The 12,522-nt window shown below is 75.1% G+C and carries 9 protein-coding genes; 5 read left to right on the top strand and 4 right to left on the bottom strand.

The window, feature by feature from the left end; translation table 11 throughout:
* Nucleotides 1-25: 25 nt before the first annotated feature.
* Nucleotides 26-427, top strand: coding sequence for a DUF3040 domain-containing protein (locus tag K2224_RS26115; RefSeq protein WP_221908938.1), 402 nt, complete (start codon nt 26-28; stop codon nt 425-427).
* A gap of 410 nt (nt 428-837) precedes the next feature.
* Here K2224_RS26115 and K2224_RS26110 read toward each other — a convergent pair whose 3' ends face one another.
* The 4 genes from K2224_RS26110 to K2224_RS26095 form a co-directional block, all read right to left on the bottom strand.
* Nucleotides 838-3,264, bottom strand: a complete 2,427-nt coding sequence (locus K2224_RS26110; RefSeq protein WP_221908937.1) for a DUF3488 and transglutaminase-like domain-containing protein — start codon at nt 3,262-3,264, stop codon at nt 838-840.
* Nucleotides 3,265-3,286: 22 nt separating this feature from the next.
* Nucleotides 3,287-4,681, bottom strand: a complete 1,395-nt coding sequence (locus tag K2224_RS26105; RefSeq protein ID WP_221908936.1) for a DUF58 domain-containing protein — start codon at nt 4,679-4,681, stop codon at nt 3,287-3,289.
* A complete protein-coding gene (locus K2224_RS26100; protein WP_221908935.1) occupies nt 4,681-5,706 on the bottom strand; it encodes a MoxR family ATPase in 1,026 nt (341 codons plus the stop codon). Before K2224_RS26100 ends, K2224_RS26105 begins: the two co-directional genes overlap by 1 nt.
* A gap of 253 nt (nt 5,707-5,959) precedes the next feature.
* Entirely contained in the window at nt 5,960-6,520 is a 561-nt protein-coding gene (locus K2224_RS26095; protein ID WP_221908934.1) for a carbonic anhydrase, read from the bottom strand.
* Between the two features lie 413 nt (nt 6,521-6,933).
* On the opposite strand from K2224_RS26095, the gene rsmH reads away from it, so the two are divergent.
* From rsmH to K2224_RS26075, 4 genes are all read left to right on the top strand, one after another.
* Nucleotides 6,934-7,893 carry a 16S rRNA (cytosine(1402)-N(4))-methyltransferase RsmH gene (gene rsmH, locus K2224_RS26090; protein WP_221908933.1) on the top strand — a complete coding sequence of 320 codons (960 nt, stop codon included), beginning with the start codon at nt 6,934-6,936 and terminating at the stop codon, nt 7,891-7,893.
* Nucleotides 7,890-8,561 (top strand): septum formation initiator family protein, encoded by a 672-nt coding sequence (locus K2224_RS26085; RefSeq protein ID WP_221908932.1) that lies wholly within the window; start codon nt 7,890-7,892, stop codon nt 8,559-8,561. Before rsmH ends, K2224_RS26085 begins: the two co-directional genes overlap by 4 nt.
* A gap of 111 nt (nt 8,562-8,672) precedes the next feature.
* Nucleotides 8,673-10,643, top strand: coding sequence for a penicillin-binding protein 2 (locus tag K2224_RS26080; RefSeq protein WP_221908931.1), 1,971 nt, complete (start codon nt 8,673-8,675; stop codon nt 10,641-10,643).
* Between the two features lie 18 nt (nt 10,644-10,661).
* A complete protein-coding gene (locus tag K2224_RS26075) occupies nt 10,662-12,470 on the top strand; it encodes a UDP-N-acetylmuramoyl-L-alanyl-D-glutamate--2,6-diaminopimelate ligase (protein ID WP_221908930.1) in 1,809 nt (602 codons plus the stop codon).
* Nucleotides 12,471-12,522: the final 52 nt, after the last annotated feature.

Raw genomic sequence — 12,522 nt, 5'->3', positions numbered from 1 at the left:
CGCGACCGACGAGTAGGAGGACTCCGTGCCGCTCTCGGAGCACGAGCAGCGCATGCTCGAGCAAATGGAGCGAGCGCTGTACGCCGAAGATCCCAAGTTCGCGACAGCGCTTGAGGGAAGCGGGCTGCGCACGTACACCCGGCGACGGGTCTACCAAGCGGCCGCGGGCTTCCTGGTGGGTATCGGCCTGCTCATGGCCGGCATGGTCGCGCAGCAGATCTGGTGGGTCAGCATCGTCGGCTTCCTCGTCATGCTGGGCTGCGCCGTCCTGGCCGTCACCGGCTGGCGCAAGGCCCCCAAGCCCGGTGAGCGTGGTGCGCGCCCGGCCGGGACGCAGGCCCGCCGCCAGGTCAGGTCGCGCCGTTCGATGATGGACCGCATCGAGGACCGCTGGCAGCGTCGCCGCGACGAGCAGCAGGGCCACTGACCGGCGCCCCCGAAGCTCCCGCTCTGGCGCCCGACGCGTTCTCCTCCTCGGATTCCGCGGCACGGATCCGGCCAATTTTCCCGGCCTCGGCGAGGGGCCGATGACCGGTTTCCCGTTCCCCGGGACCCAGGGAACGGGCCGTGGGGTCGGGCCTCGGGCCGGGCCGGCCCCGGTGATTCACTGACGTTCGGCATGCCTGTTGAGGCGTCCGGGGTTCGCGCCGTCCGGCGCGCGTCGCTGCGTGACGCCCGTGGCTTGTGACCTCCGTGGGGTCTCCGCACCATCCGCGGGCGGCCCTGAGGGTCCGGGACCGCCCCGCTTCCGCTCCTCTTACCGTGCCGTTCCGTCAGGCGTGCCGCCTACGTTCTGCCGGTGCCCGCGCACCACGCCGCGCGGGCACCCGACCCCGCCTACGTCCGTTCGCCGCGCCGCCACCCGGCCGTGCGCAGGGTGGCCGTGACGCGCCGGGCCACGGTGGCCGGGCGGCTGTCCCGGCAGCGCAGGCGCAGGGCCGACCCGCGTGCCGCCCAGGCATGGCGGAGCCGGGCCGCCGAGCGTGGGGCGAGCCGCGCGCGCAGCCGCAGGGCACGCGGCGCCCCGTCCCGCAGGCCGGCGTGCACCTGTCGGACGTCGGCGGCGAGCCCGTCCACCGGGGCCGGTCGCGGGGCGTACAGGACCTGTTCGACCGCCGCCGCGACGCGCCGGGCGGCGGCCGCGGCGTCGGGTTGCAGTTCCCCGATGCGAATGATCCGGGCCGCGGCCGTGCGCGGCGTCAGCGACTCGTCCGGGAAGATCCCGAAGTCCCAGCCGGTGTCCAGCAGCTCCTGCCAGGCGGCGAGGGTGCCCGCCGCGGCGTCACCGCCCGGGTCGCCGGTCAGCCTGCGGGCGCGGACCCGGCTCCGCCACAGCACCGGCGCGGCGGGCAGTGCCACGACCAGCAGTGCGGCGAGGACGACGGCCGCGAGCGTCCAGGGCGAGGGCCCACCGCCCGGCGGGCCGGCCGTCGGCACCGGGGGAGCGGCCGCGCAGTCCGGCCGGGAGTCCGTCCGACGGTCGCCGGCGCCGCAGGGCGGGGCCGCGGACGGGCCGGTGGAGGGCACCGCGGAGGGGGCCGGCGCGTGCTCCGGGCCGCCGGCGCCCGGTGTCTGCGAGGTGTCCGGGTAGGCGTAGTCCGGGACGCTGCCGCGGCTCGGGGTCGGCTCGAAGCGCGTCCAGCCGACGCCCTGGAAGTACAGCTCGGGCCAGGCGTGCGCGTCCTTCAGGCCCACCGACGTGGTGCCGTCGGGCTGCCGGGTGCCGGGCGTGAAGCCGACCGCCACCCGGGCCGGGATGCCCAGCGTGCGGGCCATCGCGGCCATGGAGAACGAGAAGTGGACGCAGAAGCCCTCCTTGTCGCGCAGGAAACGGGCGATCGCCTCGGTGCCGCTGCCCGCCCGGACCTCGGTGTTGTAGGTGAAGCCGCCGTAGAGCGCGAACCAGTCCTGGAGCTTGACCGCCTTGTCGTAGGCGGTGCGGGCGCCGCGGGTGACCTGGCGTGCGGTGGTGCGGACGATCGGGGGGAGCGAGGCCGGCACCTTGGTGTACTCGCGCTGCAGCGCGGCGGGCGGCGGCGCGGCCGAGGCCAGCTGGCGGGCGGTGGGCCGCACCTGGAGGCTCTCGGCCTGGTACTGGAGGCCGTGGGTGTTCTGCCCGCGGTCGCCGACCAGGGTGCGGCCCTCGGGCTCGAACCGCCAGCGGCCGGGGATCTCCACCCTGGCCGCCGGATAGGGGAGCGGCAGCCAGTTCTGGGCGTACCACTGGGCGGTGGACAGGGAGGTGTTGATCCGGGTGACGGCCACGTCGGGGCTGAGGCCGGGCGGCCGCGGCAGCTCGCCGGGGACGTCGGTGACCGTGCGCTCGGAGGGCTTCCAGGCCGTGCCGTCGAACTGGTCCAGGGCGACGATCCGCAGATACATCTCGCGGGAGTCGAGGGCGGTGGTGCGGTAGTTGAGGACCTCGCGGTCCTCCGGTTGGTTGAGGCTGTCCTGGAGCGAGACCAGGGGGTTCACCGCGGAGATGGTGCCGCCTCCACCGCCCGGGCCCTCGCCGGCGGCGTTCGGGCCGAGCAGCCCGCCGTCCAGGGACGGCAGCACGGCGGGCACCAGCAGTGCGACGCCCAGCGCCAGCGCGCCGATCCGGCGCCCGCGGCGGATCGGCACCGGACCGCCGGGCCGCTCGCCCGGCCGGCCCGCGCCCGCGGACGGACCGCCGAAGACCCGGCCCCACTGGGTGAGCCGGTCGCGGCCCTCGGCGAGCAGGAGCAGCAGATAGCCGGCGGCCGCCACCACGAACCACAGCCAGCCCGAGCCGCCCTGGGACAGCCCCGCCGCCACGGAGTAGAGCGCGAGCAGCGGCAGCCCGGCGGGCGCGGCGCTGCGGTAGGTGACCGCCAGGGCGTCCACGATCAGGCCGATCAGCAGCACCCCGGAGACCAGCAGCAGCCGGATGCCGGGGGTGACCGGGGCCGGGACGGCGTACCGGCCGACGTCCCGGACGCCGGCGTGCGCCAGGTCGGCGAGCGCGGTGACGGCGTCCGGGCCCGGCAGCAGCCCGGCGATCGCCTGGCCGCGGGCGAACGCCACGGTGAGCAGCAGGGCGGCGGCCAGTGCCTGGACGCCGATGGTCAGCGGCCGGGCCAGCGGGATCCGCCGGGCCAGCGCGCCCGCCCCCGTCACCAGCGCCAGCAGCAGCGCCGCCTGGAACATCCAGGTGACCGGGTCCACCAGCGGCAGCAGCGCGCCCCCGGCGCACAGCGTCGCCGCCATCCCGCACAGCGCCAGCCGCGCCCGCCCGCTCATGCCGATCGCCCGTTTCGCCCGCTCATGCCGAGTCCCCGCTTCCTCCTGGGCCGCCGTCCCCGCCGCGATCCGGTGCCGCCCCGGCCGTGGCGGCCGGTGCCGCCCCCGCCCGGTCCGCGGCCTGCCACAGATCGGCCAGCGCGGCGCCGGGCGCCACCGGCAGCGCCGTCCAGCCGGCCTCGCGCAGCATCCGCACCCGCTCGCCGACCGGCGCCCCGCCGCGGGAGAGGCGGATCCCGCCGGGCCCCCGGGACCAGGCGTCGCCGTCCAGCACGAAGGCGACCGCGGTGGCGCTGCGCCGGCGGATCCGGCCGGCCAGCGCGGCCTGTTCCTCGTCCAGGTCGCCGAAGAAGGCGACCAGCAGTCCTTCCGGGCCGCCGCGCAGCGCGTCGTACACCGCGGCCAGGCCCTCCTCGGCGGAGTGCTCCACGACGGCGAGGGCGTCCAGCAGCAGGCCCCCGGCGTCGGCGGCCTCGCCGGCGCCCGCGAAACCGCCGCCCTCCGGACCGGGCACCGCGCGGCCGGTGTCCGTCAGCAGCCGCACCGAGAAGCCCCGCTCCAGCAGGTGCAGGGCGACCGACGCGGCGCCGGCCACCGCCCACTCGAAGCCCGAGTCGGGCCCCGCGCCCTCGTGGGCGACGGCCCGGGTGTCGAGCAGGACGGTGCAGCGCGCCTTCCGCGGCTGCTCCTCGCGACGGACCATCAGTTCGCCGTGGCGTGCGGTGGAGCGCCAGTGGACCCGGCGCAGATCGTCGCCGTGGCGGTAGCCGCGCGGGATGATGTCGTCCTCGCCGGCCAGCGCGAGCGAACGCCGGTGGCCGTCGCCGTACCCGGCGGCCTCGCCGGCCAGCCGGACCGGCGGCAGCGGCTCGACGCGGGGCACCACCGTCAGGGTGTCGAACGTGCTGAAGGACCGGGTCAGTTCGCACATCCCGAACGGGTCGGAGAGGCGCAGCTGCAACGGCCCCAGCGGATAGCGTCCGCGCAGGTCGGAGCGGACGCGGTAGGACACCTCGCGGTGCCCGCCGGGCTCGACGCGGTCCAGCACGAAGCGCGGCCGGGGCCCGAGGACGTAGGGGACCCGGTCCTGGAGCATCAGCACGCCGGTGGGCAGCCGGGCCACGTTCTCCACCCGGAGCCGGACCCGGGCCTCGGCCGCGGCCGGCACCCGGGCGGGCGAAAGCGTGCGGCTGCCCGCGACGCGGTAGCGGGTGCGGTACAGGACCAGGACGCAGACCAGCGGCAGCGCCGCCAGCAGCAGGCCGACCCGCAGCAGATCGGCCTGCCCCAGGAGATACGCGCAGGCCGCGGCGGCCACCCCGGCCGCCAGGAACGACCGGCCGCGCGTCGTCAGCCCCGCGAGCGCGGCGCGCGGCCCGCCCGGCTCGGGCGCCCCGGTGCTCCCCCCGCCGGACATCACAACCCCCGGGCGCCGGGCGGCTGCTGGCCGCGGGCGGGCTGCCGCCACTGCGGGGCGGACGGGTCGGGCACCGGTGTGCGCTGCACGATCTCCAGCACCACCTGCTCGGCCGTGCGGCGGTTCAACTGGGCCTGCGCGGTGGGCAGCAGACGGTGCGCGAGCACCGCCACCGCCAGCGACTGGACGTCGTCCGGGAGCGCGAACTCCCGCCCGGCCATGGCCGCCGCGGCCTTCGCCGCCCGCAGCAGATGCAGGGTGGCCCGGGGCGAGGCGCCGAGCCGCAGGTCGGGGTGGCTGCGGGTGGCCGCGACGAGGTCGACGGCGTACCGGCGGACGGCCTCGGCGACATGGACGGTGCGCACCGCCTCGGTCAGCCGCACGATCTCGTGGGCGTGCGCCACCGGGCGCAGGTCGTCCAACGGGGAGGTGCCGCCGTGCACGTCGAGCATCCGCAGCTCGGCCGCCGGGCTGGGGTAGCCGATCGACACCCGGGCCATGAAGCGGTCCCGCTGCGCCTCGGGGAGCGGGTAGGTGCCCTCCATCTCGACCGGGTTCTGCGTCGCGACGACCATGAAGGGGCGGGGGAGGTCGTAGGTCTGGCCGTCCATGGTGACCTGGTGCTCCTCCATGGACTCCAGCAGCGCGGACTGGGTCTTGGGGGAGGCGCGGTTGATCTCGTCGCCGATCACGATCTGGGCGAAGATCGCGCCGGGCTTGAACTCGAAGTCCTGGCGCTGCTGGTCGTAGACACTGACGCCGGTGATGTCGGACGGCAGCAGGTCGGGGGTGAACTGGATGCGCCGCACCGAGCAGTCGACGGAGCGGGCCAGCGCCTTGGCGAGCATCGTCTTGCCGACGCCGGGCACGTCCTCGATGAGCAGGTGTCCCTCTGCCAGCAGGACGGTGAGTGCGAGCCGTACGACCTCCGGCTTGCCCTCGATCACGCCCTCCACGGACCGGTGCACCCGCCCGGCGGTGGTGGTCAGATCGGCAAGGCTCGCTCGTTCGTCATACGTCGTCACTCGGCCCTCCTCGGCCCGTCACCGGGTGGCCGACGCCCCTTCGATGGACCCGGTCCTCCCCGCGCGCATCCCACCCGGCTCGGGCCGGGGCGATGTCACGTACGCATTCTGGCCGCCCGCGCGGCCTCGCGTCATGGCCTGTGGACAACTCACACCCTTCGAGTCCGGCCAATGGGACAAGCCCGGCGAACCGGGCGAGGGGGAGGAGAGGCGAACGGGACCCGCCGCCCTTCGCGACAGGTCCCGTCCCAGGTCAGTGCTGCGGGTCGATCTCCCGCAGCAGGCCCGTCGTCACGTCGAAGACAAAGCCACGGACGTCGTCGGTGTGCGGCAGGAACGGCGAGGTGCGCACCCGCTGCATGGACTGCCGGACGTCCTCGTCGAGGTCCTTGAACGCCTCGACCGCCCAGGTGGGCCGCTGGCCGACCTCGGCCGCCAGCTCGTGCCGGAAGTCCTCGGTCAGACCGAGCAGACCGCAACCGGTGTGGTGGATGAGGACCACCGACCGGGTGCCCAGGGCGCGCTGGCTGATCGTCAGGGAGCGGATGATGTCGTCGGTCACCACACCGCCGGCGTTGCGGATGGTGTGGCAGTCACCGAGCTGCAGCCCCAGCGCGGCGTGCAGGTCGATCCGGGCGTCCATGCAGGCCACGACGGCGACCTTGCGGACCGGCCGGGCGTCCATGCCCGGGTCGGTGAAGGCGGCGGCGTAGCGTCGGTTCGCCTCGACGAGCTGGTCGGTGACCGTGCCGTCGGAGGCCTCGGGCGTGCTGTCGGCGGACGGGGGCAGCGGCTGCGACGCAGGTATGGACATGGCTTCACGGTAAACGTTCAGGACTTTTTCGGCCCCTCCGGAAAGCAGGGCGTAGGGGGCAACATCACCGCTTGTGAGGTAATCCACAGGGACGGACGTCCCCATCCAAAGCCACCCGAAAACCTTCGGGCACACCCTGCGGGGGACGCGCGGAACCGGTTGATTGACCGGGACGGCAGGTGGACTAAAGTGGCGCGAAGTGGGAGGCGTGACGCTCTCCTTGGAACCCGGATCCCTCGCGTGCGTGACCGTACGTACGGTTCGGCCTCCTCCCGCTCCACCGGTCATCCGACGTCACTTCCCCGTCGCCGGAGGGCCACTTCCCCTTCAGAGCGGGCGGGGACCAAGCGGTACGTGCGGCATCCCCCAGCCAACGGCCGGGGACCCACCTGCCGCCCACCATCGGAAGGCGCATGAGCAGCAACACTCGCCACGTACCGGTCATGCTCCAGCGGTGTCTGGACATGCTCGCCCCCGCGCTCGCAGAGCCCGGCGCGGTCGTCGTCGACTGCACCCTCGGCCTCGGCGGGCACAGCGAGGCGCTGCTCGAGCGGTTCCCGGAGGCCCGGCTCGTCGCCCTCGACCGCGACCCGTCCGCGCTCCGGCTCGCCGGTGAGCGGCTGGCCCCCTACGGCGACCGCGCCACCCTGGTGCACGCGGTCTACGACGAGCTTCCCCAGGTGCTCGACCGGCTCGGGCTGCCCCGCGTCCAGGCCGTCCTGTTCGACCTTGGGGTCTCCTCCATGCAGCTCGACGAGGCCGACCGCGGCTTCGCCTACGCCCAGGACGCCCCGCTCGACATGCGGATGGACCAGACGACCGGCATCAGCGCCGCCGAGGTCCTCAACACCTACCCGCCCGGGGAGCTGGTCCGGATCCTGCGCTCCTACGGGGAGGAGAAGCAGGCCAAGCGGATCGTCGCGGCGGTGGTCCGGGAGCGGGAGAAAGAGCCGTTCAGCAACAGCGCCCGGCTGGTCGAGCTGATCCGCGACGCGCTGCCGCAGGCCGCCAAGCGCACCGGCGGCAATCCGGCCAAGCGCACCTTCCAGGCGCTGCGCATCGAGGTCAACGGCGAGCTGTCCTGCGTCGAGCGCGCGATCCCGGCCGCCGTCAAGGCGCTCGCGGTGGGCGGCCGGATCGCCGTGCTCTCCTACCACTCGCTGGAGGACCGGCTGGTCAAGCAGGTCTTCGCGGCCGGCGCGAGCAACACCGCGCCGCCCGGCCTGCCGGTCGTCCCCGAGCGCTACCAGCCGCGCCTGAAGCTGCTCACCCGGGGCGCCGAGCTGCCCACCGAGGACGAGGTCGCCGAGAACCGGCGGGCGGCCCCCGCCCGGCTGCGCGGTGCCGAGCGCATCCGCGAGGACATCGCGTGACAGGGCAGGGGAGCCGCCCGCGCGGCCGGCAGCGGCTGGCCGCGCTGCTGCCCTCCCCGCCCCGCGGCGGCACCGCCGCGCGCACCCCCTTCGTCCTGCTCGTCGTGGTGCTCCTGGGCTCCGGGCTGATCACCCTGCTGCTGCTCAACTCCGCGCTCAACCAAGGCTCGTTCGAGCTGAGCCGGCTGGAGCGGAAGACCGGCGAGCTGACGGACGAGCAGCAGGAGCTCCAGCAGGAGGTCAACGGCTACTCCGCGCCCGACGAGCTGGCGCGGCGGGCCCACAGACTGGGCATGGTGCCGGGCGGCAACCCGGCCTTCCTGATGCCGGACGGCACCATCCGCGGCGCGCCGGGCCCGGTCTCGTCCTCCGGCAGCCCGTCGGCCGCGTCCGACGCGGCGCTGCCGCTCGGCCCGGTCCTGCGGCCGACGCCCCAGGGGGCCCCGCCGGCGTCCGTCCTCCCGCCGCCGGCCCCGGCCGTCCGCGCCGCCTTCGGGCCGCTCGCCGCCAGCACCCCCGGCGTCCTGCCGTCCCCGGGCCCGCTGGCAGCCCCCGCGGCCCCGGCCTCCGTCCTCACGCCCGACGAGCCCACCCCGGCCGCCGCCCGCCTGTCCGAGCCGCCGGCCGAGTCCCCGGCCGGGTCGACCCCGTCGGCCTCCGGCAGGTGACCGCGTGACGCCCGCCGCCCGCCGCTGCCGCGGTCCCGCCGCCCCGGCCCCCGGGGCGCAGGGCGCCGCGCCGCTCCCCGCCACCCCCGTGCCCGACCCGGAGACCGCGGTATGACCGAGCCCAGGGACCCCCGTCGCGTTCCGCGCCCCGCCCGGACCGGCGGCCGCCCGTCCGCCGGCCGCTCCGGCGGGCCCCGGACGCCCGCCGCCCGCCGCCCCGCCGCGGGCCGCCCACGGCCGGCCGCCGGCCCGCTGCGGCCGGTCAGCCCGCGCCCCCGGCTGCGGCTGGTGGCCCTGGCCCTGACGCTGGTGATGCTGGCGTTCGTCTTCCGGCTCGTGCAGGTGCAGGCCGTGGACGCCGCGGCCTACGCCGCCAAGGCCAACGAGAACCGCTACGTCCCGGTCAAACTGGCCGCCGAGCGCGGCGCGATCACCGACCGCAACGGCGTGCCGCTGGCCACCACCGTGGACGCGTACGACATCACCGCCGACCCGAGCCTGCTGGCGCCCGCCAAGATCAAGGTCAAGGACGCCCCGCGGCAGGCCGCCGCGCTGCTCGCGCCGATCCTCGGCGAGTCCGAGAAGACCCTCGCCGCCAAGCTCGACCAGCCCGCCTCCCGCTACGTCCTGCTCGCCCGCCAGCGCACCCCCCAGGTCTGGAAGCGGATCAAGGACCTCCGCAAGGAGCTGGACGCCAGGGCGGCCGCGGCCCCCAAGCGCGCCCCCCGTCCCAACGTCCTGGTCGGCATCTTCGCCGACAAGCACAGCAAGCGGGTCTACCCGGGCGGCGACCTCGCGGCCGGCCTCCTGGGCTTCGTCAACGGCACGGGCAAGGGCGCCGGCGGCCTGGAGGCCCAGCTCGACAAGGAACTGGCCGGCAAGGACGGCAAGCTGGTCTACGCCCAGTCCGGCGGCCGCCGGGTGCCCACCGCCGACACCCAGGAGCACCCCGCCGTCCCCGGCACCGACGTCCAGCTGACGATCGACCGGGACATCCAGTGGGCGGCCCAGCAGGCCATCTCGCGGCAGGTGGAGAAGTCCGACGCCGACCGCGGCTACGTCGTCGTCCAGGACACCCGCACCGGCCAGATCCTGGCCCTCGCCAACGCCCCCGGCTTCGACCCCAACGACCTCTCCAAGGCCGGCCCCGACACGCTCGGCAACCCCGCTCTCACCGACGCCTACGAGCCCGGCTCCACCAGCAAGCTGATGTCGATGGCGGCCGTCCTGGAGGAGGGCGCCGCGACCCCGTACACCCGGGTCACCGTGCCCAACCGGCTGCACCGCGGCGACCGGCTCTTCTCCGACGACGTCGACCACGCCACCTGGAACCTGACGCTCAACGGCGTGCTCGCCAAGTCCAGCAACATCGGCACCATCCTGGCCACCGGCCAGCTCGGTGCCACCCAGCCCCAGGCCAACCAGGTCCTCTACTCCTACCTGCGGAAATTCGGCATCGGCCGGCCGACCGGCCTCGGCTTCCCGGGCGAGACCGACGGCATCCTGGCCAGGCCGCAGGACTGGAACACCTCGCAGCAGTACACCATCCCGTTCGGCCAGGGCCTCTCCCTCAACGCCGTCCAGGCCGCCTCCGTCTACTCCACCATCGCCAACGGCGGCGAGCGGATCGCCCCCACCCTCGTCCGCGGCACCACCGGGCCGGACGGCCGGTACGCCCCGATCCCCGCGCCCGCCCGGAGCCGGGTGGTCAGCCCGAAGACCGCCACCACCCTCTCCACGATGCTGGAGTCGGTGGTCGACGACGAGGAGGGCACCGGGGCGAAGGCGAAGATCGACGGGTACCGGGTCGGCGGCAAGACCGGCACGTCCAACCGGGTGGACCCGAAGACCGGCCGCTACCACGGCTACACCGCCTCCTTCGCCGGTTTCGCACCCGCCGACAAGCCCCGCCTCACCGTCTACTGCGCCGTACAGAACCCCAAGCGGGGCAGCTATTTCGGAGGCCAGGTCTGCGGCCCGATCTTCCAGCAGGTCATGGCGTTCGCACTGAAGACCCTCCAGGTCCCCCCGACCGGCGCGCAGCCGCCGCGGCTTCCGGTCACCTTCAAGCCAGGCGAATGAAATCGAGGCACAACCGCCGTGACGACGATCACCCCCGACGGCCCGCAGCTGCCCGGCGACGGCCCCCCGGAGAAGCCCTCACTTCGCCCCGGGCCCGTTCTGCCCGGTACGCTCACCGCCGTGTCACAAGCTGATCAGTCCCCGAAACCCCAGCACGCGGAGAAGGGCGGCCCCGGCAGATATCCGGGTGCGCCGCGCCCCGACGAGGTCCGCCCCACCCCCTTGGCCGACCTCGCCCAGCAGCTGGCGATCCCGCTCCCGGACGGAGCCCCCGGTGCGGGCACCGGCTCCACCGGAGCGGCTGACGCCGCGCAGCCCGTCGTGGTCACCGGCATCACCCACGACTCCCGGGCGGTGCGGCCCGGTGACGTCTACGCCGCGCTGCCCGGTGCCCGTCTGCACGGCGCCGACTTCGTCGCCCAGGCCGCCGACCTCGGCGCCGCCGCGATCCTGACCGACCCGTCGGGCGCCGAGCGGGCCGCCGCGACCGGCCTGCCGGTCCTCACCGTCGACGACCCGCGCGCCCGGATGGGCGCCCTGGCCGTCTCGATCTACGGGGCACCGGGCGACGACCTCCTCCAGATCGGCATCACCGGCACCTCCGGCAAGACCACCACCGCGTACCTCATCGAGGGCGGTCTGCGGGCCGCGGCCGCCAAGGAGAGCGAGGCCGGCGGGCGACGGGTGGGCGGACTGACCGGACTGATCGGCACGGTCGAGTCGCGGATCGGCGACGAGCGCCTGAAGTCCGAGCGGACCACCCCCGAGGCCACCGACCTTCAGGCGCTGTTCGCGGTGATGCGCGAGCGCGGCGTCGGCTCGGTCGCCATGGAGGTCTCCAGCCACGCGCTGGTCCTCGGCCGGGTCGACGGCTGCGTCTTCGACGTCGCGGTCTTCAACAACCTCAGCCCGGAGCACATGGAGTTCCACTCCGGCATGGAGGACTACTTCCAGGCCAAGGCGCAGCTGTTCACCAAGGCGCGCAGCCGGGCCGGCGTGGTCAACCTCGACGACGAGTACGGCCGCCGGCTGGCCGCCGGCGAGTCCGAGGTCCCGGTCACCACGTTCTCCGCCGAGGGCCACCCGGACGCGGACTGGCGCGCCGCCGACGTCGAGGTCGGCGCGCTCGGCTCGACCTTCACCGTGCACGGCCCCGGAGGCGTGACGCTGCGCGCCGCCTCACCGATCGCCGGCCCGTTCAACGTCTCCAACGCACTCGCCGCCATCACGGCCCTGGCCGTCGCGGGCGTGGACCCGCAGACCGCGGCCGACGGCGTCGCCGCGATCCCCGGCGTCCCCGGCCGCCTGGAGCGCGTGGACGCCGGCCAGCCCTATCTGGCGGTCGTCGACTACGCCCACAAGACCGACGCCGTCGAATCGGTTCTGCGCGCCCTGCGCAAGGTCACCACCGGCAAGGTGCACGCCGTCCTCGGGTGCGGCGGCGACCGGGACCGGCAGAAGCGGATGCCGATGGGCGCCGCGGTCGCCCGGCTGGCCGACACCGCCGTGCTGACCTCCGACAACCCCCGCTCCGAGGACCCGCTCGCGATCCTCGCCACCATGCTCGCGGGCGCCGCCGAGGTGCCCGTCCACGAGCGCGGCACCGTCCTGGTCGAGGAGGACCGGGCCGCCGCCATCGCCGCCGCCGTCGCCCGCGCCGAGCCCGGGGACACCGTGATCGTCGCGGGCAAGGGCCACGAACAGGGTCAGGACATCGCCGGAGTGGTACGCCCCTTCGACGACCGTCAGGTGCTGCGCGCCGCGATCGAGTCCGCCATGGCATCGCAGCCGTCGCAGCAGTCACAGCAGCCGAACCACCAGGGATGACACACCGCCATGCGCGCACAATCCTCTTGTTGGCACCTCCTGCACGGCCCCG

Origin of the sequence: Streptomyces sp. BHT-5-2 (genome assembly GCF_019774615.1) — a bacterium.
Classification (GTDB): Bacteria; Actinomycetota; Actinomycetes; order Streptomycetales; family Streptomycetaceae; genus Streptomyces.
Note: the sequence above shows the minus strand (reverse complement) of the source record. Positions and strands in the feature narration are given on the sequence as shown.